Annotated in this window: 18 protein-coding genes and 1 pseudogene; 16 read left to right on the plus strand and 3 right to left on the minus strand. The window is 59.8% G+C overall.

Annotated features, from left to right (window positions below; genetic code table 11):
• Positions 1–19: 19 nt before the first annotated feature.
• From aroE to BMZ36_RS05485, 12 genes are all read left to right on the plus strand, one after another.
• The gene (gene aroE, locus BMZ36_RS05435) at positions 20–865 is read left to right on the plus strand and encodes a shikimate dehydrogenase (protein WP_245747785.1); all 846 of its coding nucleotides are present in this window, start codon (positions 20–22) and stop codon (positions 863–865) included.
• Entirely contained in the window at positions 862–1563 is a 702-nt protein-coding gene (gene mtgA, locus BMZ36_RS05440; RefSeq protein WP_091192460.1) for a monofunctional biosynthetic peptidoglycan transglycosylase, read from the plus strand. Before aroE ends, mtgA begins: the two co-directional genes overlap by 4 nt.
• A 70-nt stretch (positions 1564–1633) precedes the next feature.
• Positions 1634–2674 carry a serine/threonine-protein kinase gene (locus tag BMZ36_RS05445; protein WP_091192463.1) on the plus strand — a complete coding sequence of 347 codons (1041 nt, stop codon included), beginning with the start codon at positions 1634–1636 and terminating at the stop codon, positions 2672–2674.
• Entirely contained in the window at positions 2667–3494 is an 828-nt protein-coding gene (locus BMZ36_RS05450; protein WP_091192466.1) for a Stp1/IreP family PP2C-type Ser/Thr phosphatase, read from the plus strand. Before BMZ36_RS05445 ends, BMZ36_RS05450 begins: the two co-directional genes overlap by 8 nt.
• 17 nt (positions 3495–3511) lie before the next feature.
• Entirely contained in the window at positions 3512–4225 is a 714-nt protein-coding gene (locus tag BMZ36_RS05455; protein WP_177187793.1) for an FHA domain-containing protein, read from the plus strand.
• Positions 4225–4986, plus strand: coding sequence for an MBL fold metallo-hydrolase (locus BMZ36_RS05460; protein ID WP_091192471.1), 762 nt, complete (start codon positions 4225–4227; stop codon positions 4984–4986). Before BMZ36_RS05455 ends, BMZ36_RS05460 begins: the two co-directional genes overlap by 1 nt.
• Positions 4987–5257: 271 nt before the next feature.
• Positions 5258–7600, plus strand: a complete 2343-nt coding sequence (locus BMZ36_RS05465) for a GspE/PulE family protein (RefSeq protein WP_091192474.1) — start codon at positions 5258–5260, stop codon at positions 7598–7600.
• A 137-nt stretch (positions 7601–7737) separates the two neighbouring features.
• Positions 7738–8148, plus strand: a complete 411-nt coding sequence (locus tag BMZ36_RS05470) for a surface-adhesin E family protein (protein WP_091192476.1) — start codon at positions 7738–7740, stop codon at positions 8146–8148.
• Positions 8149–8386: 238 nt separating this feature from the next.
• Positions 8387–8683 (plus strand): hypothetical protein, encoded by a 297-nt coding sequence (locus tag BMZ36_RS14270; protein WP_143085975.1) that lies wholly within the window; start codon positions 8387–8389, stop codon positions 8681–8683.
• A gap of 68 nt (positions 8684–8751) precedes the next feature.
• Complete coding sequence (locus BMZ36_RS05475) at positions 8752–9258, plus strand: hypothetical protein (RefSeq protein ID WP_091192479.1); 507 nt, start codon at positions 8752–8754, stop codon at positions 9256–9258.
• Between the two features lie 206 nt (positions 9259–9464).
• The gene (locus tag BMZ36_RS05480; protein WP_091192482.1) at positions 9465–11057 is read left to right on the plus strand and encodes an HD family phosphohydrolase; all 1593 of its coding nucleotides are present in this window, start codon (positions 9465–9467) and stop codon (positions 11055–11057) included.
• Positions 11058–11362: 305 nt separating this feature from the next.
• On the plus strand, positions 11363–11569 hold the full coding sequence (locus BMZ36_RS05485) for a hypothetical protein (RefSeq protein WP_091192485.1): 207 nt from the start codon (positions 11363–11365) through the stop codon (positions 11567–11569).
• A gap of 58 nt (positions 11570–11627) precedes the next feature.
• Here the strand turns inward: BMZ36_RS05485 and BMZ36_RS05490 are convergent, their stop codons facing one another.
• The 3 genes and pseudogenes from BMZ36_RS05490 to BMZ36_RS05500 all read right to left on the minus strand — a co-directional run.
• The gene (locus BMZ36_RS05490) at positions 11628–13241 is read right to left on the minus strand and encodes a cyclic-di-GMP receptor FimW-related protein (protein WP_091192487.1); all 1614 of its coding nucleotides are present in this window, start codon (positions 13239–13241) and stop codon (positions 11628–11630) included.
• Entirely contained in the window at positions 13238–13651 is a 414-nt protein-coding gene (locus tag BMZ36_RS05495) for an HIT family protein (RefSeq protein WP_091192489.1), read from the minus strand. The genes BMZ36_RS05490 and BMZ36_RS05495 overlap by 4 nt, the downstream gene beginning before the upstream one ends.
• Positions 13652–13766: 115 nt before the next feature.
• Positions 13767–14513 (minus strand): annotated as a pseudogene (locus BMZ36_RS05500) (YoaK family protein); the annotation flags it as partial.
• 155 nt (positions 14514–14668) lie between these two features.
• Between BMZ36_RS05500 and BMZ36_RS05505 the strand changes: the two are divergent.
• From BMZ36_RS05505 to BMZ36_RS05520, 4 genes are all read left to right on the plus strand, one after another.
• Complete coding sequence (locus BMZ36_RS05505) at positions 14669–15724, plus strand: tetratricopeptide repeat protein (protein ID WP_091192492.1); 1056 nt, start codon at positions 14669–14671, stop codon at positions 15722–15724.
• Between the two features lie 24 nt (positions 15725–15748).
• On the plus strand, positions 15749–17332 hold the full coding sequence (locus tag BMZ36_RS05510; RefSeq protein ID WP_091192494.1) for a tetratricopeptide repeat-containing diguanylate cyclase: 1584 nt from the start codon (positions 15749–15751) through the stop codon (positions 17330–17332).
• A gap of 101 nt (positions 17333–17433) precedes the next feature.
• Complete coding sequence (locus BMZ36_RS05515) at positions 17434–19173, plus strand: SulP family inorganic anion transporter (protein WP_091192496.1); 1740 nt, start codon at positions 17434–17436, stop codon at positions 19171–19173.
• 181 nt (positions 19174–19354) lie between these two features.
• The gene (locus BMZ36_RS05520; protein ID WP_091192498.1) at positions 19355–23209 is read left to right on the plus strand and encodes a DUF3683 domain-containing protein; all 3855 of its coding nucleotides are present in this window, start codon (positions 19355–19357) and stop codon (positions 23207–23209) included.
• The last annotated feature ends 126 nt before the right edge of the window (positions 23210–23335 follow it).

Here is a 23335-nt window from a genome sequence, read left to right on the forward strand (position 1 = left end):
AGATCGGACGCAATTTTCCATGCGAGCAGCCTTCATGCGCTATGTCGTCATCGGCAACCCGGTTGCCCACAGCCGTTCTCCACAAATTCATTCGGCGTTTGCTGCGCAGTTCGGGCTGGCGGATTTTCAATACGAACGATTGCTTCTGCCTGTGGACGGTTTCACGGAGGGCTTGTGCCGGTTCGTTGCGGACGGGGGGGGCGGCTGCAACGTGACCCTGCCTTTCAAGGAAGAGGCCTGGCGCTGTTGCGACCGGCTGTCCGAACGAGCCCGTGCTGCGCAGGCGGTCAATACGATCCGGGTCGAGCCGAATGGCAAACTCTATGGCGACAATACCGATGGCGCGGGCCTGGTTGCCGATCTGCTGAGACACGTTTCGCTGGCGGGCAAGCGGATTCTGTTGCTGGGGGCGGGTGGCGCGGCGCGCGGGGTGATTTTGCCGCTTGCCGCCGAAAAACCGGCGGAAATCGTCATCGCCAACCGGACTGCTGCCAAGGCCCAAGAACTGGCGCAGGCGTTTTCCGGGCAGGCAGGTGTCCCGCTTTCCGGCATGGACTTTGATGCCGTGAGCGGAGCCTTCGATGTGGTCGTCAATGCGACGTCGGCCAGTATCGGCGGCAATGCCCTGCCTTTGCCGGCCGGTGTGTTTGCGCCCGGTGCGCTGGCCTACGACATGTACTACAGCGCGGATGAAACGGCCTTCCTGCAACAGGCCCGCGAGAGCGGTGCCGCCATCCGGCTCGACGGTCTGGGCATGCTGGTCGGGCAGGCCGCCGAAGCGTTTTTCCTGTGGACCGGCTTCAGGCCGGAGGTGGCACCGGTGCTGGCCGAGTTACGTACCTCATTGCAAGGCGGAACGAAATGAAGGGCCATACGCCGGGTTGGTGGATCACGCGCATCCTGCTGGCGCTGTTGCTGTTCTTCCTGTTGTGGAACCTCTGGATGTTCGGCCACATTGTCTGGTGGCGCACGCACAACCCTTCCGAGACCGCATTCATGGAGGAGCAACTCGGCAAACTGCAGGAAAAGAATCCGGATGCCGAACTGCGCCACAAGTGGGTGCCCTACAACCGGATTTCCCCGCACCTGAAGCAGGCGCTGATTGCGAGCGAGGATGCGAAATTCCTCGACCACGAGGGATTCGATTGGGAGGGAATCCAGGCCGCCTGGGAAAAGAACCTGAAGAAGGGGCGCATCGTCGCGGGCGGCTCGACCATCAGCCAGCAACTGGCAAAGAACCTGTTCCTGTCCTCGAAGCGAACCCCGTGGCGCAAGCTCCAGGAGGCGTGGATCACCGTCATGCTGGAGGCGGTGCTGGACAAGGAGCGCATCTTCGAGATCTATCTCAACGTGATCGAGTGGGGCAACGGCGTTTTTGGCGCCGAAGCCGCGGCGCGCTATTACTACAGGACCAGCGCCGCCAGCCTGGGGCCGGCTCAGGCCGCCAAGCTCGCGGCGATGGTGCCCAATCCGCGCTATTACGACAAACGGCGCAATGATCCCAGGTTGTTGCGCAAGGCGGCGATCATCCAGCGGCGCATGGCCTTTGCCGATATCCCGTGATCCGGATGCGTCCGGTAGCGGATCGGACCGGGATGGACAACAATGAAATGTTGAATCGCCGGACAAGAGCATGAATGGCTGGACGTTGTTGATTCTGGGAGTGTTGCTGGCAGGCTTGGCCGTTGGCTCGCTGGCATGGCTGTTCGTGCGCAACGAACGCAAGGAAATCCCGCTTTCTGCCGAAGGGCCTGCCCGCCTTGGCGCCGCCCAACAAGGAACGCTGCCGGAAACCCCGCCTGCCCCCGATATTGAAACGCTGGGCTCCTACCATATTGAGCGCTTGCTTGGACGCGGCTCGATGGGCAGGGTTTTTCTGGGGCGGGATCAGGAAAACGGGGCAGAAGTAGCGATCAAGACCATGGCGCTGACGCACGAATTCGACCCCGAACAGCTTGACGAAGCTCGTGCCCGCTTCTTTCGCGAGGCGGAAACTGCGGCCCGCCTGCATCATTCAGGGATCGTTTCGGTGATCGGATCGGGCGAGGATCATGATCTGGCTTGGATCGCCATGGAGTTCCTGCGGGGCGAACCACTTTCCAGGTGGACGGAAAAAAACAGCCTGCTGCCCTTGCCGGAGGCACTTTCTGTCGTTCGTCAGGCTGCGCTGGCGCTCGACCATGCCCACAAGCATCAGGTCGTGCATCGTGACGTCAAGCCGGCCAATATCCTGTATGACCGGGAAAGAGGCAAAGCCAAGGTGACCGATTTCGGCGTGGCTCGCCTGACGGATGCCTGCCGCACCCGTACCGGTCTGGTGCTGGGTACGCCAGCATTCATGTCCCCGGAGCAACTGGCTGGCAAGCATGTCGATTCGCGTTCCGATATTTTTTCGCTGGGTGTCATGCTTTACCAGTTGGTGACCGGTCAGCTCCCGTTCAGGGGCGGCTCGCTTGGCGAACTCATGCATGCTATTGTCCATAAGGAGCCTGATGACCCGCGGTTGCTGAATCCGCGTTTGCCGGCCGCGCTCTCGGCCATTGTCATGAAGGCGCTACAGAAAGATGTCGCGGCGCGGTTCCAGACTGGTGCCCAGATGGCGCTGGCGCTGGTGCGGCTGGAAGCCGTGCTGAGGGAGAAGAAAATGCCGACGGGAGCCACTCACGATGCGTAGCTTGCGTGATGCGCTGGACATGGCCGGAATGACCGACCCGGGACGGGTACGGGGACACAACGAGGATGCCGTGCTGTTCGATGCCGATCTGGGTATCGTGGCGCTGGCTGACGGTATGGGGGGCTACAACGCGGGCGAAGTCGCCAGTGGTCTCACCGTCGATGCCGTCAATGAAATCCTGCGGGCGGAACTGGCCGCGATGTCGCCTCATCTCGGCTCGGGCAAGTCGCTCAAGCCGCAAGCGCACGACATGCTGATGCTCGCCATCGAGCGTGCCAATTCTGTGGTCTACCAGACGGCGTGCAGCGAACCCTTGTGCGCGGGAATGGGAACGACGCTGGTTGCGGCGCTGTTCTATGACAATCGTCTGGTTGTCGGCCACGTGGGCGATTCGCGGCTGTACCGTTACCGCAACACCGATTTCTCCCGCCTGACCCGCGACCATTCGCTGTTGCAGATGCAACTGGATGCCGGTCTGATCACGCCGGAAGAGGCGCGCCATGCGACCCACAAAAACCTCGTCACCCGCGCAGTGGGTATCGAGCCGGAGGTCGAGCCGGAAATCCAGGAATTCCTCGCCGTTCCGGGCGATGTCTATCTTTTCTGCTCCGATGGCCTGACCGAGATGGTCGACGACCAACTGATCGGTGAAATGGTGGGCCAATTTACCGACAACCTGCCCATGGCGGCGCAAGCCTTGGTGGAGCAGGCCAATGCCAACGGCGGCCGGGACAATATTTCGGTCGCGCTGGTGGCGGTGAAGCGCGATTATTCGGCGGAAACCGGCTGGATCTCCCGCCTGGCTTCCCGTTTTCGTTGACGTGCATGGGATGTGCCATGGCGAAATTGCAGGTAATCGTGGACGGACGAATCATCGACGAATACCGTCTGACGCGCGGCCGGATCAGCATCGGCCGGCGGCGGCACTGCGACATCCTGCTCGATAATCCGGCTGTTTCCGGTGATCACGCACTGGTCGAGCGGATTGGCCGCGACATGTATCTGGAAGACCGTGACAGCACCAACGGCACCCGGCTCAACGGCAAACCTGTTCGGCGGCAACTGCTGCGACTGGGCGACGAAATCGGGATCGCGACGTACACCCTGCGTTATGTCGGTGACGAGGCTCCTTCGCAGGAAGGCTTCGAAAAGACCCTCATGGTGACCGAAAACAATCCCGGGGGTGGCAAGGTCGATACCCGTGCTTTGCAAGCAAAAATAAAAGCACCGGGACGCGGTGCGCATTCCGGGGTATCAATACTGTGCCCTTTGGGCGTGTTGCGGATCATGTCCGGCCCCGGTGCCGGCAAGGAACTGGTGCTGGCCAAGAATCTGACGACTTTGGGCAAGGTGGGCGTTCAGGTGGCCGTTGTTACGCGCCGGCCACAGGGTTACTACCTGGCGCATGTTGAAGGCGAAAACACGCTCAAGGTCAACGGCAGGGAAATGGGGGCCGGGCCGCAATGCCTGACGGAGGGCGACCTGATCGAGTTCATGGGCGTGCGCATGGCGTTCGCCCGGAAAAGCGGCGAAATCGGGGAGGCAACCTGATGCGTTTGCGGATACTCGGTTGTAGCGGCGGCATCGGCGGGGCCAATCACACCACGGCGTTCTTGCTGAACGAGTCGGTGCTGATTGACGCCGGCACCGGACTGCAGGCGCTCTCGCTGCAGGAAATGCTGGACATCGACCATGTATTCCTGACGCATGCCCATTTCGACCATATCGCCTGCCTGCCGATGCTGATCGATTCGGTTATCGGCCTGCGTCGTTACCGCCCACTCTATCTGCATGCCAGCACCGAAACGCTGGCCATCCTGCGCGAGCATGTCTTCAACTGGCGCATCTGGCCCGATTTCAGCCTGCTTCCGGACGAATCCATCGCGTTCCTGCGCTATTGCCCGCATGAGGTCGGGGAAACCCGTGAAGCCGCGGCATGCCGGATAACTGCGTTGCCTGCACGGCATACCGTGCCGGCCGTCGGTTTTTGCCTAGACAGCGGGAATTCCTCACTGGTCTACAGTGGCGACACGGTCGGCTGCGCCGATTTCTGGGATGCCGTCAATGCGATCGGGGGGCTCTCCACACTCATCATCGAAACCGCATTTCCGGATTCCGAACAGGGGTTGGCTCATGCATCCAAGCACCTGTGCCCGGCGACGCTGCAGCGAGAGCTGGCGCATCTGGAGCGTTCGGCGCAAATCCTGATTACCCACCTCAAACCCGCCGACAGCGATCTGATCATGCAGGAAATAGCCGCAGCAGGATTGCCTGTGCGCCGTCTTCTGGCCGGCGAAACCATCGAGTTCTAGGCTCTGTTGACGTTGGTTACAGATCTGCGTTTAGGGTAGTTCGAGATGGTTTTCAAGGCGCAAAGCGCGCCGCAATACGGGTATTGCAAGCGGTTTGCAACGCAGAAAGCCGCTCGAAATACCCCAAACCCGAAGGGCTGGGCCGGAAAAACGCCATTCACCGCGTTATGCGCCTTGAAAATAACCGGTTATTGTCTGCGTCGCATGCCTTGTGACTGGCATTTTTCCGGCCCAGCGCAGATGTGTAACCAACGTCAACAGAGCCTAAGCAATGACTTCCCATGCCGAAAAAAACCTGAATTTCCTGCGCGACTTGCAAGCGCTGACCAATCGCATCCACGCCACCGCCCGGCTCGACGAACTGCTGACCGAACTTTCCGACGATATCTGCGCCGTGTTCAATGCCGAACGCCTGACGATCTATGTGGTCGGGGAAGACGGTCGGCAACTGGTTTCCCGGGTCAAGACCGGACTGGAAGGATTGAAAGAATTGCGCCTGCCGGTCGACGACCGCAGCATTGCCGGCTTCGTGGCCAACCACAAACAGGTGCTGAACCTGCTCGATGTCTACGACGCGCAGGAACTGCAGCGCTACGCGCCCACCCTGCAATTCCTGCAGGCGGTGGACAGGCAAACCGGGTTTCGCTCGCGCGAGATGCTCGTAGCCCCCGTCATGAACGAGACGGACGGCACGCTGGTCGGCGTGGTGCAGATCATCAACAACCATGCCGGACAGGCTTTCGATGCCATGATGGTTGACGGCATCAAGCTCTTGACCAAGACGCTGGCGATTGCCCTCAAACAAAGGCAGCAGGGCGGCGTGGCGTTTGTCCCTCAGCACAAATACCATGCCCTGATCGGTTCGGGCACGCTCACGCCCGCGGCCTGGCAAGTTGCGGTAAAGGAGTCGCAGAAGACCGGACGCGATATCGAAACCGTGCTCACGGAAAGCTTCGGCATTTCGCTGGAGCGAATTGGCGCTTCGCTGTCGGCGTTTTACGGCGTGCCCTACGAGCCGTTCAAACCCGACCGTATCAAGCCGCACGATCTGCTGAAAAACCTCAAGCTCGAATTCGTCAAGGAAAAGCTCTGGGTTCCGGTCGATGAGGACAAGGACGGTCTTGTCATCGTTGCGGCTGATCCGGAAAAGGTGCGCGGCAATCTTTATGCCGTGAGCCAGTTGTTTCCGGGGCGCAAGATCAGCGTGCGTGTGGCGACATTGCATGATTTCCGGCAATTGCTCGACCAGTTTTTTGGCGCCGCCGACGCCGGCAATATCGACACGCTGCTTTCTTCCATGGATGAAGGCGAGGAAGAGGTTTCCAGCATCACCGCCGAGGACATCTCCGCCGCGCAGGACAACGAACTCGTCAAGCTGGTGAACCAGATCATCGTCGATGCCCACCGCATGGGCGCCTCCGACATCCATATCGAGCCCTATCCCGGCGCGGAAAAGGTGCGCATCCGTTTCCGCCGCGACGGCAACCTCATGAACTACCGCGAAGTGCCCGCAAGCTGGCGCAACCCCCTTGTGGCGCGCATCAAGATCATGTGCGATCTGGACATCTCCGAGCGCCGCAAGCCGCAGGATGGCAAGATCAAGATGAAGAAGTTCGTGCCGAACCTCGACATCGAACTACGCGTCGCGACCGTCCCGACCGCCGGCGGTCTGGAAGACGTGGTGATGCGGATTCTTGCCGCCGGCGAGCCGCTGCCGCTGGAAAAGCTCGCGCTCTCCGATTTCAATCTCGTCAATCTGAAAAAGGTCGTCGACAAGCCCTACGGCCTGTTCTTCGTCTGCGGCCCGACCGGCTCCGGCAAGACCACCACGCTGCACTCGGTGCTGAAATACCTCAACAAGCCGGAAACCAAAATCTGGACCGCCGAAGACCCGGTGGAAATCACCCAGAAGGGCTTGCGCCAGGTACAGGTCAACCCCAAGGCCGGGCTGACCTTCGCCAGTATCATGCGCGCCTTCCTGCGCGCCGACCCGGACATCATCATGGTCGGCGAAATGCGCGATGCCGAAACCGCGGGCACCGGCATCGAAGCCTCGCTCACCGGCCACCTGGTGCTCGCCACGCTGCATACCAACAGCGCCCCCGAATCGGTGATCCGCCTGCTCGACATGGGCATGGATCCGTTCAATTTTTCCGACGCCCTGCTCGGCATCCTCGCCCAACGCCTTGCCCGCCGCCTGTGCGACTGCAAGGAAGCCTGCATGGCTAGCGAAGACGAACTCAAGCAGATGCTCGCCGAATACAGCGAGGAACTGCGCAATACCACGGCCTGGAAACAAAATCCGCAAGCCGAAATGGCCAGGCTCTACCAGCAATGGCTGCAACGCTACGGCAAGGACGGCCAGATCACGCTTTATCGCGCCAAGGGCTGCGACAAGTGCGGCAACACAGGCTACAAGGGGCGCGTCGGCCTGCACGAACTCCTGGTCGGCACCGACCCGGTCAAGGCGCTGATCCAGGAAAAGGCACGCGTGGCGCAGATCTTGGCCTGTGCGCTGGAAGAGGGCATGCGCACCCTGAAGCAGGACGGGGTCGAGAAGGTGCTGGCGGGGGTTACGGATATGGCGCAGGTAAGGGCGGTTTGTATTAAGTGACAGGCGTGCAAGCTGCGCTGGAGCGATTGGCAAAGCGTAATCGCCGATTGCAACGTCAACAGCGGAGAAAGGTTGTCCAATTGCCGGCGCGTATTTGTATTTTGGTATATGGTCTTTATTTTTAAATTTGGGTGGGCATGAAGAAAATTATTGCATTTTTTGTTTTGTTTTCGGTTTCATCTTTTTCTTTTTCTTCTGATGTCAAATGGAAGCCAATTAGGAAAGGAGATTTGGTGAGCATATATTTCAATCCTAAGCGGTTTGTGCATGCCGAGGATTTTACGGAAATAGATGTCCTGATTGATTTTAAAAAAGTGCAAAAAAATGGAGATAAATCTTGGTTCGTAATTTTTCAGTTTGAGTGTGGAAAAGAAACAAGCCGTCTACTCGCCTCGGATTCGTATGCTGATAATTTTTTAAAGGGGCGTGTTCTTGAGACAGAAAGGGGCTCTTATAATTTTGAGCCAATTAAAGAAAGTAATCTCTTGGATGGATTGGTTTACAGTTTTGCGTGTAAGGATGCGCCGTATCGGCGATCCAGAAAGTAATAAATGGACAAGTGGCTCGGGTTTTTGTGGTCAAGTAGCTCGGGTTTTGTAGGGTGGGTCATTGACCCGCGCGGAACTTGGTATGAAATTCAAAACACGTTTTACCCTGTGTAATCGGTTCTTTGTTTAGCCTTCGGTAATCCTGATTCGGCGAGTTACGTCTGCGGCCAACCCGCCCTGCGAGTGGGGTCGCTTCGTTGAAATAGCCATTGTTTGAATGTTCTATGGGAAATGTTTTATGAAAAAAATTTTGATCATCGCTGTTGTTGGTTTGGCTGCGTTGCCTTCTTATGGCGCAGTACTGAGCGGGCGAGGTAGTTCGGAGTCTGCGGCATGCCGTGCGGCGAAAACCAATGGCAATATGGCTTTCCATGAAGTCAAGCCGATTGGGCCGTGCAACTGCAGGAAAGATCCTCCTGGAAAGGCCCCAAAAGGAGCGGAATGGACTTGTTCGGTGAAAGTCGAATATGTAAAAACCGACAAATCGGCGAAGGGTAACGATAAAAAACCCGGCAAGACGATGGGTATCAAATAAGTTTTGCGTGCGATGCGCATAGACGCGGGTTGTTTTGGTCGAGGGTGTTTTTTGAGGAGAAGCGGGAAATGAAAAAGTTTGTTGGTGTACTGGGTGGGGTGGTGCTGGCTTGTGCGGCGGGGATGGCGGTGGGCGCTTCCTGCGAGGCAGGGGTGTCGGCGCCGATTAAAGCCAAGCAGCAATACAGCGATTATTACGGCACTACAATCACTTCGTCGCCCTCAATGCTGTCAACGCCCAGCGATCGTTTCCGTTGGGGGATTACCAATCCCAAGCCACTGGATATGGCCTATTTTGCCGCTCATGTCATGACCAAGGGCAAGAAATACGAGCACTTCCGGGCCAGGGTCTATATCGATGGCGGTCTGAAAGCCCCCATGATTTTCTCGTTCCAGAAAAATGACCGGAATGGCGAAACGCTGGAAAACATCACTGTTCGACCGGGTGAAACCGTGACGGTGGATTTTCCGCTCAATGGCGCGCAGAAGCTTTTCATCGGTTCTGAAATCAAGATCAATCACGGCGGCGCAACGCGCCTGATCATCGGTGAGCCAGAATTTTATAGCTGCAAGTAAGCCAAGGGGTTCAGGTTTTTGTCGGGCGGGTCATTGACCCGCGCGGAGCGGCGCTTGAAATTCAACCCCCGTTCTATCCGGTTTAATGGTTCTTTGTTTTGCCTTCGGCAATCGGGATTCGGCGGGTTACGCTACGCTTTTAACCCGCCCTACCATTGGGATTTCTTCGTAGAAATAGCGCTGTTTGTCTTTTTTCGGAGGGCATCATGCTCACCACGTCCGATCTGCAATCGCGGCTGGAGCGGCTTAATGCCATCGGCATTGCCCTGTCCGGCGAGACCAATATCAACGGTTTGATGGAAACCATCCTCGTTGCGGCCAAATCGCTGGTCGGGGCGGATGCGGGAACGCTGTACCTGCGGCGCGACGAAATGCTGCATTTCGAGATCGTGATGACCGATTCGCTCGGCATTGCGCTGGGCGGCACCACCGGCAAGGCGGTGTCGCTGCCGCCCGTGCCGTTGCAGCATGTCGACGGCTCTCCCAACCGCAACAATGTGGTGGCGTGTGCGGTGCTGGAAGACTGTACGATCAATATCGAGGACGCCTATACGGCGGAAGGATACGATTTTTCGGGAACCAGGAAGTTCGACCAATCCACCGGCTACCGCTCGCAATCGTTCCTGACCGTGCCGATGAAGAATCACGAACACGAGATCATCGGCGTGCTGCAACTCATCAATCCCACCGGGCCGGACGGCAAGGTGCACGCCTTTTCCGCCGAGGACCAGCGGCTGGTGGAATCGCTGGCTTCGCAGGCGGCGATTGCCCTGACCAACCGCCAGCTGATCCGCTCGCTCGAAGAGCTGTTCGAAGCCTTCATCAACCTGATCAACCTCGCGATCGACGACAAATCGCCCTATACCGGCGGGCACTGCCAGCGCGTGCCGGAATTGACCTTGCTGATCGCCGATGCGGTCAACCGCACGCATGAAGGGGCGCTGGCCGATTTTTCGATGAACGAGCGCGACCGCTACGAGCTGAAAATCGCCGGCATGCTGCACGATTGCGGCAAGGTGACGACGCCGGTGCATGTCGTGGACAAGGGAACCAAGCTGCAAACGCTCTTTGACCGCATTGAACTCGTCGAAGCGCGGCTGGAAATCCTGCGCCGCGATATCGAACTGGCCTGTGTGCGCGGCGAGATTGATGCCGCCGAACGCGATGCGCAATGGGCGCAGGTCGAGGAGGATCGGGTCTTTCTGCTCCGTGCCAATGCGGGCGGAGAGTTCATGCGCGACGAGGACGTGGCTCGGGTGGCGGCGATTGCCGGCCGATCATGGATTGCGGCGGATGGCGCACCCCGCCCGCTGCTGACTGCGGACGAAGTGGAAAACCTGTCGATCCGCAAGGGCACGCTGACCGATGCCGAGCGCCAGATCATCAATCACCATGTCGAAGTGACGATCCAGATGCTGCAGGCGTTGCCGTGGCCCAAGCATCTCAAGAACGTGACCGAATTCGCCGGCGGGCACCACGAACGCATGGATGGCAAGGGCTATCCACGCGGGCTGACGCGCGATCAGATGAGCGTACAGGCGCGCATCATGGGCGTGGCGGACGTGTTCGAGGCGCTGACGGCTTGCGACCGGCCCTACAAGCACGGCATGAAACTGTCGCAGTCGCTGACCATCCTGGCGCGCATGGTGAACGAGGGACATATCGATCCGGATATCTTCGAGGTGTTCCTGCGCGAGAAAGTCTGGCTGGACTACGCGCGGCGTTACCTGCATGCGGAGCAGGCGGACGAGGTGGATGTTGAGCAATTGTTGCGGATCGCGCATGGCGAGGCACGCTGAGCGGATTGTCAACATAAAGAATGTTTGCTTTTGCTGCGCAGCAGAATAGAAAGAAAGCTGAGGGGCTTGACCGGTGGCTTAGAAAGTCCGAAGTAAGGGATTGGGGCCGCAAACGGCATTTGATCTGCATCCTGTGGTTCCCCCCTCGTCGAAGCGCATTGCCGGCTTCGGGCGATTCGTCTCAAGTGAAATCAGCAGGCATCGGTTCGTCCCGGCTGTTCGTGGATGAATAACGATGTGCCGGACGTTTCCTTGGTTAGATGATGGCAATCTTTTGAGTCGATTTGACCAGAAAGGGGTTCAGCATGAGTAACGTGGAACTTGTAAAGGTCGAGGTGGTGGTGCATGCCACCTTGAGCGTCGATGGGAATACCGTTGAAGTCAGTTTTGTTGACAAGGGCGGTGGCAAGTTTGAACTGGCACCCGGGGCGGCAGCGCAGGAAACACCGATTCCGGATTATGTGATTGAGCAGATTTGGCAGAAGGCACGCTTCAATCGCGGAACCGATTGATCACTGCCCTGCAGCAAACAACCGCCGCCGGCCTGTAAAGACTGGCGGCGGTTGTTTTTTAGCTGCCAGCAGGCGCGAACAATACCCGTTCGTAATCGCTGCCACGTTCCAGCGCCTGAACAAGCCTGACGCGGGACAGCGATTCTCCGTCCCAAATGTCCAGCAGGCGCCCTTGGCGGTGCCAAGTGACGGGGACGACCAGCGAGGCAGGAACTTTGAGTGCCGGGGCGGCGGGAAGCAACAGGGCTTCATTGTATTTGTCCTGCCCCAAGCGGGCGAGGTCCAGCGCGCGGGCCATGACGGGCTGGGGGACGCCGGGAAGCAGGCGCAGGCCAATTTCCAGCTTTTCTTGCGTTTCCTCCAGAGAACGGACTACGCCGAGCAGGGTTTGCCCTTCCTCAAGCGCGATGCCGATCAACTGCTGCAAGCCGATGCGTGTGGCGCTGCTGGCGGGGCGGCAGAGCAGCAGTTCCTGTGCGGTGCTCTGCAAAATCTGCCACGGTTCGGTAACGGCGGAAATTTTCGGCGCGGAGTGTCGTTCTCCGCTGGCATGTCCGAATAGCTGGATAGCCTCAAGGTCGCGTTTGCTGAGGGAGGCAACATCTTCCGGCGGTGGCGGCATGCGCCCTGCATCAACCAAGCGCTGGACATTGGCCAGTCCCAGTGCCGCGTTTGCTGTTTTGAGGGGGGGCGCCGGCCGCACCGGGCGTTCGCTGGGCTGTTCGCACCAGCGTCGATAAAGTTCTACCAGAAGGGCTTCCACGGACTGGGGGCCGAACTCGGTGCCCAAGCCGAGTTTTTGCGGCAACTCGCCTTCGCGCAACAATTTGATCCGCTTGGTGAGTACTTGGGCGAGTGCCAGCGTGTCGATTTCGCGTACGGTTTCGCCGCTCAGTGGCCGGCTGGCGCGCAAGGCCGGCGCCGGCAGTGCCAGGTCGATCTGCAAACAGGTTTTGCCGGGCAGCGCGGGCGAATGCGGCGCGAGCGAGGTGCGGGCCGCAAGGACATCCAGCCGTTTGTCGAGCCACAACAGCTGTTTGCCAGTCAGCTGGCGCGCGCCGCCCGCGACGAGCAGCAGGGCGTGGATGAGCATCGCTTGCGGCATGCTGCTGCCGTGAATTTCAATCAGGCTGTCGCGTACCGTGGTACGGGAAATGCCCGACTCTTCCGCCTGTCGATAGTAGTCGAACATTTTTTGCCAGACCGTAGCGGGAACCGGGCGGTAAATTTGCAGATAGCCCCGGGCCTCGAAAAGCGCATAGCGCAACGCGCGTTCGGCGATCAGTGCACGGTGCTCCGCCAGAACTCCGGTATTTTCTTCTGCTGCGCGCCAGCAACGGACATAGGCCGTTTCGAACAGTGTCCACAGGGTTAGTGTTTCCTGCCAGCGTTGCAATTCGTTGGGAGCCAGGGGCAAGGGCTTGCCGACGAAGTGGATGTGCAACCCTTCCCCGGTGGTGTGCACGGCTTCGCGCAGCAGTTCCAGACTTTTCAGGAGCTCCAGAGCATCGATGCGCGACTGGTTGAGATGAGCGAGCAGTTCGCGCAGTTCCAGCGAGGATTGCTGGGTGTTGATCAGCGGGAGCAGCTTGAGCCACTCCTTGGCCTCGCGCGCATCGGCGAACGGAGGCGGACCGCCGCTGCTGACGGGAAGGACATGATCGAAGTTCATGGCGTCAGGTGTTCCAGCGTGTTGCGCAAGTCGATCAGCGCTTTCGCAGGCAGCGCAACGTTGCCGGAGCGAAACGGCGCCGCCCAGATCGATGCCGGGAAATGACTGTCTTCCTGCCAGCGCGGAATGAGATGCCAGTGCAGGTGAGGAACCTGATTGCCCAGGCTGGCAAGGTTGATCTTGTCCGGGTTCAGTGTGTGGCGGATGGCTTTTTCCACGGCATAGACTACGCGCATCAGCCGCTCGCGTTCTTGATCTTCCAGGTCGGTCATTTCAGCCGTATGGCGGTTCAGAATCACGCGGCAATATCCCGGAAAGCCGGGTTCGTCTACCAGAACCACCCGGCAAAATTCATCCTGCCATAGCAGCTCGCCGCCAGTTCCGGTGCAGAGAGGGCAGGAATCGGACATCGCGAATTCTCCGTGGGACAGTAGAAATCAATTATAGGCGTTCCTGCCAAATGAGAAAGGCCCGCAAAGCCTTGCGCGGCCCCGCCGGTCGAGAGGGGGACGACTATTTTGTCCAGCGGCGCATTGCCAGCACCAGGTCGTCTATGACGGGTACGCTGGCCAAGGTAACCAGCGCCAGAGCGAGCGGCACCGTCGACAGGTAGCCGATGTGTTTGAAGCCCAATGCGCCGATCAACGCACCAAGGAAGAAAGCCATAGCCATTGAGCCGAGAACCGTGAGCCGGCCCCTGTTTGCCAGCACCATGGGTTGCTTGCGCGGGTCGATCGAGTTCCAGTAAAACAGCTTGCCCAGTTCAATCCCGATATCCGTGACGATGCCGGTAATGTGAGTGGTGCGGATCTCGGCCCGCGAGAGCTTGGTGATCACCGCATTCTGGAGCCCCATGATGTAACACAGCAGCATGACGGCGACAGGGACGAACAACCCTCTGGTTTCGGAGAGCCTGGCACCGAGAATGCCAAAGCAGAGCAGAAGCACGGCCTCAAAGAGCAGGGGGATAGCGTATTCGCTGTGCATCCTCCTGCGCCGGGCGTAGTTGACCATCACGGCGGAACTGATTGCTCCACTCAGAAAGGAAAGCACCGCACCGGCACCCTCAAGCGCCAGTCCATATTCGCCCAGGGCAAGGTGGTCGGCCATGAGCGACACGATGCCGGTCATGTGCGACGTATATTGTTTTACCGCCAGAAACCCGCCGGCATTGGTGGCTCCCGCCACGAAGGCCAGGGTGAAGCCCAATTGCCGGTTCGCTTTGTCCGAGCGTCTTCTTCCGGCAATGCGTCTTGCATAATTGATCGGCATGACTTTTACATACATCCTGCGGCTGCACCGCAGGGAGCTGATAAACCGGGCGGTCATTCTACGTCTTTGCCGGCTGCGCATGGCCGCATTTTTCGGGGAAAGTGAATAATTTGAAAAACGCCTTCTGGCGGAATGGCCCGAGCCTGTTATGCTGAATGCAAGCCGAATCCCTCGACCGGAACATGCCGGCGACGATGTCCATGCCGAAAAAAAACGAAATTGACCAGTTGCTTGCCAATTCGCGCAAGCTTGTGAAATCGCAGAGCGCGGAAGCCTTGGCCCTGGCTGAAAAAGCCCGCAACCTTGCCGCTGCCCAGCAAGCCCACGACCTCGAGGCGGCTGCGCTGTGTGTCAACGCCCAAGCCTTGCTCATGCTGAACCGGTATGACGAAACGCTTGCTGCGCTGGAGATGGCTTCCGAGTTGGCCAACAACCATCCTGTCGGTCCGCAGGAGGGTGAGATGCTCTATCTGCAGGGCCGGGCCTATTTCGCGCGCAGCCAGTACCAGGCTGCAGGGGAATGCTGGCGCCGTTGCCTCATGCTCGCGCCCGAAGCCATCAGCAACACCACGCGGGCTCGCGCGCATCTGAAGCTGGGGTTGGTGCACCTGACCCAGGAACGCTACGATATGGCGCTGGAGCACCACCGCATGGCCGAGGAATTGGCGCTGGAGGGCGACGACCCCCTGCTGCACTGCGATGCCCAGTTGCATATCGCAGCCGATCTCATCAAGCAGGGGGCGCTTGATGAAGCCATGGGCGTTTTGAAAAGCGCCTTGCCGCAGATTCGGGCGGAACGCAATCTGGAAATGGAGGCCGAAGCGTATGGATTGATCGGCGAAATCCATCTGAAACGCGGCGAATTCGACAAGGCCGATGCGAGCCTGACCGTGGCGCTGAAAATCAACCGCCTTGTTGTCAATCTCTGCGGCGAAGCGGCCAATCTGATAGCCTTCAGTTTTTGTGAACTGGCGCGAGGCGAGAACGAAAGCGCTCTCGACTTTCTGCTGCAGGCGCGCATGCTTGCGGAAGAGGCTGGATCGAAGCGCCTCCTGGCGCGGGCAACGGCAACGCTGGCCGAAGCTTTTTATCACGCGGGCAACGAGGAGGCCGGCGCGCATTACGAGGCAGAGTATTCCCGTCTGCGTGAAGCGTTGCTGAACCAGAATGAAGAACCTGAAACCAACCCTAAAGATTCGAAGGTGGAGTGAGCGGCATCCTGCGGCTCCTGCAAAATGACCGTTCCGGAAGAAATAGACAGCCTCAATCAGCGCGCGCACACCCTGTATCGGGAAAAAAGCGCTGAAGCCCAAGCGTTGGCGGAAGAAGCTTGCGCCCTGTCCGTGCGTATCGGCTACAGGCAGGGGTATCTGCACGGCCTGATCAATCATGGCCGTGCCCTGACCTTGCAGGGAGGATACCAGGAGGCCATTCCCCTGTTCGCCCATGCCCTTTCCCTGGCGGAGGAGAGCAAGCTGTCCGCCATCGTCGCCGATGCCCTGCAGGAAATCGCCCGCGCCCACTTTGCCGTAGCCGAATACGACGAAGCCTTGCAATACTGGTCTCGTTGTCTGGACGTCTCACACAGCGCGCAGGCACACGATGCCTGGCTGCGGGCCTTGATTGGGCTGGGGCAGATTTACAATGCCCACGGCGATTTCACGAGTGCGCTGGCGCATCATCGCTGGGCGCTCAACAGCTGGAAGGAAGGCGACGATCCCACGCTCTATGTTGCCGCCGCGATCAATGTCGGAGTCGATCTTTACCAACAGCAGCGTCTGGACGAAGCACTTGAAATACTGGCCCAAACGCGCAGCGCCAACAGCGAACAGAAGGCAGAAATTCACAGCATCCTGGGCTTGATCCACCTTGCCAAAGGTTGCATGGCGCAGGCCGAGCAGGAACTCAGGGCCGCGCTGGATATCAACAGAGCCCAGGGTAATGCCCTGGGGTATGCCACCAATCTGCTCTCGCTGGGGCGGCTTGCCATGGCGCGCGGGGAGTATGACGCAGCCCAAAGCTTGCTGGAAAAGGCATTGGAAAAAGCCAATACCATGGGCACCCCCCACCTGTTGCTGCAGATCGAGCTGGCTTTGGCGGAAAGCCATGAAGCCCGCAGCGAATGGCAGCAGGCGCTGTGCCATTTCAAACGCTATCACGAACAGCAGTTGCTCCTGTCGCGCCACACTTCGCCGCACCGCATCCAGGCCATGGAGATGCAGCTGGAGGTGGAAAAGGCGCGCATGGAAAATGCGCAACTGCGACGCAAGCATGCCTCGGAACGCCAGGAGCGACGCCGCGTGGAGCGCATGGCAAGCGAAGATACCCTGACCGGACTCCTGAACCGGCGCGGCATGGAGCTGAGCGCCGACAGCCTGCTGGCACTGGCCAACGATCCGGTCTGCGCCCTGATGATCGACGTGGATCATTTCAAGGCCACCAACGACACCTGGGGGCACGAGATCGGCGACAAGGTGCTGCGCCAGATCGGCGCTTTGCTGAAATCGGGGTGCCGGCAGGGCGACCTTGTGGCCCGTTGGGGCGGGGAAGAGTTCGCCGTACTTCTGCAGAACCGGGATGGCGCGCAAGGCGCCGAGGTGGCAGAACGATTACGCCGGCTGGTACAGGAATGGACTTGGGAGCGGATCGCGCCCGGACTGGCTGCAACCATCAGCGTCGGCGTGGCGCAATATCATGTGGACAGCGATCTGGCCGGGGTGATCCAGTGCGCCGATGAAAAACTTTACGAGGCCAAGCGTACGGGGCGCAATAAAGTCGTATTCCGGGAAGCTGTGCATCATCGCGTAGCGATGAGTTGATCGGGGGGGCATGTGCGGCACCTCGTGCCACAGAAGGTTTTGTGCGGATCGTGAACAGCTGCAGGGAAAGTGTTTATATGGCGCTGATCGGGGTGTGACGAGTGATTACCATTCTTGAAGCCAAAAAGGCCGGCATGTTCGGACGCGGCAAGCTGCTCCCCAATATCATCGCCGGGATCATTGTCGGCGTGGTCGCCTTGCCGCTGGCCATGGCTTTTGCGATTGCTTCCGGAACCAGGCCGGAGCAGGGCTTGTACACGGCGATCATCGGCGGCTTCATGGTTTCGGCGCTGGGCGGCAGCCGGGTGCAGATCGCTGGCCCGACCGGTGCTTTCATCGCCATTCTGGCTGGTGTGACTGCCAAGTACGGCATCGACGGGCTGCAGGTCGCCGGCATCATGGCCGGGATGATGCTGGTGATCATGGGCATGACGCGAATGGGCGCGGTCCTCAAGTTCATTCCCATGCCGGTCATCGTCGGGTTCACTGCCGGGATCGGGGTCATCATTTTCGTCGGGCAGTGGAAGGATTTCTTCGGCTTGCCTGCGGTGGGTGGAGAGCACTTCCACCAGAAGCTCTGGAATCTGGTTCTGGCTTTTCCGCAATTGAATCTGGCGACGACGCTTCTCTCCATTCTCAGTTTGTTGCTGGTGCTGTTTTCTTCCCGCATTCGAGGTTTGCAGCGGGTTCCCGGCCCGCTGGTGGCCATGGTGGCGGTGACGGTCCTGCATTCGGTTTTCCACTTCGACGGCGTCGCCACCATCGGCAGCGCCTTCGGCGGAATTCCGCAAGGGCTTCCCGGCTTCCATCTGCCGGAAACGACCCCGGCCCGCATCATCGAGTTGCTTGGTCCGGCTTTCACGATTGCCATGCTGGGCGCTATCGAGTCGCTGCTTTCGGCGATGGTGGCCGATGGCATGGCGGGCACCAAACACGATTCCAATCAGGAACTCATCGGCCAGGGGCTGGCGAACATCGTTACCCCGCTTTTTGGCGGCTTCCCCGCGACTGGCGCGATTGCCCGTACCGCGACCAATATCCGCAATGGTGGCACCAGCCCGCTCGCGGGGATCACGCACACGCTGACCCTGGTTGCGACTATCGTTTTTCTCGCGCCGCTGGCTTCGGACATCCCGCTGGCCGTGCTCTCGGCCATCCTGTTCGTCGTGGCCTGGAACATGAGCGAGGTGAAGCATTTCGCCAGCATCGTGCGTCGTGCCCCGCGCGCCGATGTCGCGATCCTGATCATCACGTTCATCCTGACCGTGTTTGCCGATCTGGTCATCGCGGTCAATATCGGTGTGATCCTGGCGATCCTGCAATTCATGCGCCGCATGGCTGCCAGCGTGGAAGTCCAGCAACTGGGCGAGCAGGAACTCAAGATGGAGCTGCTCAACCAGGGCTTGTTCGAGGTGCCGCGCGGCCTGCTGGTTTACGAGATCGAAGGGCCTTTCTTCTTCGGTGCGGTTGAAAACCTCGAGCGCGCGCTACTGCAGACCCACACCGATCCGCATATCCTGATTCTGCGCTTGCGGCGCGTGCCGTTCATGGACATCACGGGGCTGCAGTTGCTGGAAGAAGTGATCGGGAAGCTGCAAAAACGCGGGGTGCGCGTCATGTTGTGCGAAGCGAACGAGCGCGTGCGCGCCAAGATGTGGAAGGCCGGCATTCTGTACCAACTGCGCGAAGGTGATTTCTCCGACGAGTTTGCCCCGCTGCTGGCGCGGGCTTCGGCCTACCTCAGCGAACACCCGGACGGCCCGCCCGGACGCCTCAGCGAGTTTGCCCAGAATTTTCTCAAGACCAGCCGGCGCTTTTTCAATAGCCAGGATATTGGCTAGTAGTCAGTCACGCAGGTTTGCGTGGATGGGGATGCAGGGCGTGACGAACATAGCAGAATCTGTGTGACTGGCTACTAGATTTCAAGAAAATTTACCTCCGTGGTTTTTCGTTTTTCCGCTAAGATTCCCGGTCCACTCCGCCTATGCTGCGGGGCATTGCCGTTTGCTGGAGAAATAAGACATGGCCGAACTCACCACCACGCCGGAACGTCTGCGCGAGATTCCCTACAACTACACCTCGTTTTCCGACCGTGAAATCATCATCCGGCTGCTGGGTGAAGAGTCTTGGGCCGCTCTCGACGAGTTGCGCCAGGAGCGCCGTACCGGCCGTTCGGCACGCATGCTGTTCGAGGTGCTGGGCGACATCTGGGTCGTCAAGCGCAACCCGTACCTGCAGGACGATCAGCTCGAAAACCCCCGGCGCCTGAAGCAGTTGGTCGATGCCATGCACCACCGTTTGGGCGAGGTGGAAAAGCGCCGCAAGGACAACGAAAAAGTCGCAGCGCTGCTGGCGCGCGCGCGCCAGGCGGTGAACGATTTCGAACGCGAATTCCGGGACATCGCCGAATTGCGCCGCAAGATCATGCGCCGCATGAGCGGGCTGACCCGGCGCGACAACATCTGCTTCGACGGCCTGGCCCGGGTTTCGCACGTCACTGATGCGACCGACTGGCGCGTGGAATACCCGTTTGTGGTGCTCAATCCGGATTCCGAGGCCGAAATGGCGCCGCTGGTTGCGGCGTGTATCGAGCTTGGCCTGACGGTCATTCCGCGCGGCGGCGGCACGGGGTATACCGGCGGGGCGGTGCCGCTGACGCCGATGTCGGCGGTTATCAATACCGAGAAACTCGATCGGCACAACGGCATCGAATATTTGCGCGTTCCCGGCGTGGATCGCGAAGTGGCAACGGTCCAGTGCGGTGCCGGCGTGGTGACGCGGCGCGTCATGGATCTGGCCGAAGAGGCTGGCCTCGTATTTGCCGTCGACCCCACTTCGGCGGATTCGTCCTGCATTGGCGGCAACATCGCCATGAACGCCGGCGGCAAGAAGGCCGTGCTCTGGGGGACGGCGCTCGACAACCTCGTGTCGTGGAAGATGGTCGATCCCGACGGCAACTGGGTGTTCGTCGAACGACTGGACCACAACCTCGGCAAGATCCACGATGCGGAAAAGGCGACCTTCCGTGTCGCCCGCTTCAAGCCCGATGGCGTGACGCAGATCGGCGAGGAACTCATCGAAACGCCGGGCGCGATTTTCCGCAAGGAAGGGCTCGGCAAGGACGTGACCGACAAGTTCCTGAGCGGAATTCCCGGCGTGCAAAAGGAAGGCTGCGATGGCCTGATCACTTCGGCCCGCTTCCTGCTGCACCGCATGCCGCAGCATGTGCGTACCGTCTGCCTGGAATTCTTCGGTACCGCCGCGCAGGCCACGCCGGCCATCGTGGAAATCAAGGAGCATTTCGACGCTTCGCCGGACGTGGTGCTGGCCGGTCTCGAACACCTCGACTGGCGCTACGTGCGCGCCGTAGGCTACACCACCAAGGCGAAAAGCCGCGGTCGCCCGAAGATGGTACTGGTCGCCGACATCGCGTCGGATAACGAGTTCGCCGTGGGCGAAGCCGCTTCGCAGATCGTGCGCATCGCCAATGCGCGCGGCGGAGAAGGCTTCATCGCCGTTTCGGCCGAGGCGCGCAAGAAATTCTGGGCTGACCGTTCCAACACGGCGGCCATTGCCCGCCATACCAACGCCTTCAAGGTTAACGAGGACGTGGTGATCCCGCCCAAGCGCCTGGGCGATTATTCCGATGCCATCGAACGCATCAACATCGAACTGTCGATCGCCAACAAGCTCAAGCTTCTGGCGAAGCTCAGGGAGTTCTTCACTCACGGACACTTGCCGGTCACCACGCAAGGCGAAAAGCCGGAGCTGCTCGAAGAGCTGATCGGTGACCGTCGCGAAAGCGCGCTCGAACTCATCGAAGCCGCGCGCGCGCGCTGGCAATGGCTGCTCGACCACCTCGACACGCCCTTGGTCTCCTATCTGGAAACGTTCGCCGGTGCGCCGCTTGAGCAACGCGATCTACCCGTCGATCCGACCTGCACGGTATTCACCGCGCAGCGCGATTTTGCCCTGCGCGTTTCCTGGAAGCGCGAAGTGCTGGCCGGGTTGCAGGATCTGTTCTCCGGTACGGCCGACCAGCCCATCCTGCGCGCGGTCATGGACACCCAGCGCAAGAACCTCAAGGGCCGTGTGTTTGTCGCCTTGCACATGCACGCTGGCGACGGCAACGTGCATACCAACATCCCGGTGAACTCCGACGACTACGAGATGCTGCAAACGGCGCACAAGGCCGTGGCGCGCATCATGCGGATCGCCCGCGATCTGGGGGGCGTGATTTCCGGCGAGCATGGTATCGGCATCACCAAGTACGAATTCCTGACCCGCGAAGAGCTGGCCCCGTTCGAAGCCTACAAGCAGAAGGTCGATCCGGACGGCCACTTCAACAAGGGCAAGCTTCTGCCCGGCGCGGACCTGTCCAATGCCTACACGCCGTCGTTCAACCTGCTCGGCGCCGAATCGCTGATTCTGGAAGCCTCCGACCTGGGGGCGATTTCCGAATCGATCAAGGACTGCCTGCGTTGCGGCAAATGCAAGCCGGTGTGCACGACGCACGTACCGCGCGCCAACCTGCTCTACAGCCCGCGCAACAAGATTCTCGCGACCGGATTGCTGACCGAAGCTTTCCTGTATGAAGAGCAGACCCGACGCGGCATCTCGCTCAAGCATTTCAGCGAGCTGGCCGACGTGGCCGACCATTGCACGGTCTGCCACCGTTGCGTCACGCCGTGCCCGGTCAAGATCGACTTCGGCGATGTCACGGTGGCGATGCGCAATTTCCTGCGCAAGGAAGGCAAGAAACCGTTCAACCCCGGTTCGGCATTGAGCATGGCCTTCCTGACGCTCAAGGATCCCGCCACGATCAAGCTGTTGCGCGCCGGCATCGTCAGCCTGGGCTACCGTGCCCAGCGGCTGGGCTATTCCGTTGCCCGCAGCCTGGGGTTGACGGGCTCGGTGGTGAAGCAGCCGCCCGCCACGCTGGGCCGCCCGGACATCAAGGCGCAGGTCATCCATTTCCTCAACAAGCCGCTGCCGGGCAAGATTCCGACCCGAACATCGCGCGCCTTGCTCGATCTGGACGACAACAACGTTGTTCCGGTGATTCGCAATCCGCAGCAGGACGATCAGGATGCAGTGTTCTACTTCCCCGGTTGCGGTTCGGAGCGCCTGTTCAGCCAGGTCGGGCTCGCCACGCAGGCGATGCTCTGGCATGCCGGCGCGACCACGGTCCTGCCGCCAGGCTATCTGTGCTGCGGCTATCCGCAGATTTCCGCCGGTTTTTCCGACAAGGGCGAGAAGATCACCACGGAAAACCGGGTGCTGTTCCACCGCGTGGCCAATACGCTCAACTACCTCGACATCAAGACCGTGGTGGTGTCGTGCGGCACCTGCATGGATCAACTGATCCATTACCACTTCGAGGAAATCTTCCCCGGCTGCCGCTTGCTGGACATCCACGAATACCTGATGGAAAAAGGCATCAAGCTCGACGGCCTCAGCGGTGCGCAGTACATGTACCACGAGCCCTGCCATACCCCGATGAAGCAGTACAAGGGGGGCAACGTCGCCAGCAAGTTGATGGGGGTGCCTGTAGCGCTCAACGACCGCTGCTGCGGCGAAGCCGGCACGTTCGCCGTCAGCCGCCCGGATATCGCAACGCAGGTGCGTTTCCGCAAGCAGGAAGAGATCGGCAAGGGCGTGGCCCAGCTGCAATCGGCTGCGGGTGAAAATGCCCCGGTGAAGATACTGACCTCCTGCCCATCCTGCTTGCAGGGGCTTTCCCGTTATACCCCGGATACAGGAGTCGAGGCCGACTACATCGTGCTGGAGATGGCGCGCACTTTGTTGGGCGAGAACTGGCTGGAAGAGTATGTTGCCAAGGCCAACAACGGCGGCATTGAGCGCGTTCTGCTGTGATGTAACCTTGAAGTCGACATGCCAACGAGCCGCACCTGTTGCGGCTCGTTGTTTTTCGGGCGGGGATTTTTGTGTATTGATTCCGGCAATTACGGACCGGACTTGTTTTGTCTCTCTCGTAAATAG

The organism is Formivibrio citricus, from assembly GCF_900115065.1.
GTDB lineage: Bacteria > Pseudomonadota > Gammaproteobacteria > Burkholderiales > Chitinibacteraceae > Formivibrio > Formivibrio citricus.

Coding starts and splice junctions, on each gene's coding strand:
- aroE (WP_245747785.1), top strand. CDS start 20: ATGCGAGCAGCCTTCATGCGCTATGTCGTCATCGGCAACCCGGTTGCC.
- mtgA (WP_091192460.1), top strand. CDS start 862: ATGAAGGGCCATACGCCGGGTTGGTGGATCACGCGCATCCTGCTGGCG.
- BMZ36_RS05445 (WP_091192463.1), top strand. CDS start 1,634: ATGAATGGCTGGACGTTGTTGATTCTGGGAGTGTTGCTGGCAGGCTTG.
- BMZ36_RS05450 (WP_091192466.1), top strand. CDS start 2,667: ATGCGTAGCTTGCGTGATGCGCTGGACATGGCCGGAATGACCGACCCG.
- BMZ36_RS05455 (WP_177187793.1), top strand. CDS start 3,512: ATGGCGAAATTGCAGGTAATCGTGGACGGACGAATCATCGACGAATAC.
- BMZ36_RS05460 (WP_091192471.1), top strand. CDS start 4,225: ATGCGTTTGCGGATACTCGGTTGTAGCGGCGGCATCGGCGGGGCCAAT.
- BMZ36_RS05465 (WP_091192474.1), top strand. CDS start 5,258: ATGACTTCCCATGCCGAAAAAAACCTGAATTTCCTGCGCGACTTGCAA.
- BMZ36_RS05470 (WP_091192476.1), top strand. CDS start 7,738: ATGAAGAAAATTATTGCATTTTTTGTTTTGTTTTCGGTTTCATCTTTT.
- BMZ36_RS14270 (WP_143085975.1), top strand. CDS start 8,387: ATGAAAAAAATTTTGATCATCGCTGTTGTTGGTTTGGCTGCGTTGCCT.
- BMZ36_RS05475 (WP_091192479.1), top strand. CDS start 8,752: ATGAAAAAGTTTGTTGGTGTACTGGGTGGGGTGGTGCTGGCTTGTGCG.
- BMZ36_RS05480 (WP_091192482.1), top strand. CDS start 9,465: ATGCTCACCACGTCCGATCTGCAATCGCGGCTGGAGCGGCTTAATGCC.
- BMZ36_RS05485 (WP_091192485.1), top strand. CDS start 11,363: ATGAGTAACGTGGAACTTGTAAAGGTCGAGGTGGTGGTGCATGCCACC.
- BMZ36_RS05490 (WP_091192487.1), bottom strand. CDS start 13,241: ATGAACTTCGATCATGTCCTTCCCGTCAGCAGCGGCGGTCCGCCTCCG.
- BMZ36_RS05495 (WP_091192489.1), bottom strand. CDS start 13,651: ATGTCCGATTCCTGCCCTCTCTGCACCGGAACTGGCGGCGAGCTGCTA.
- BMZ36_RS05505 (WP_091192492.1), top strand. CDS start 14,669: ATGCAAGCCGAATCCCTCGACCGGAACATGCCGGCGACGATGTCCATG.
- BMZ36_RS05510 (WP_091192494.1), top strand. CDS start 15,749: ATGACCGTTCCGGAAGAAATAGACAGCCTCAATCAGCGCGCGCACACC.
- BMZ36_RS05520 (WP_091192498.1), top strand. CDS start 19,355: ATGGCCGAACTCACCACCACGCCGGAACGTCTGCGCGAGATTCCCTAC.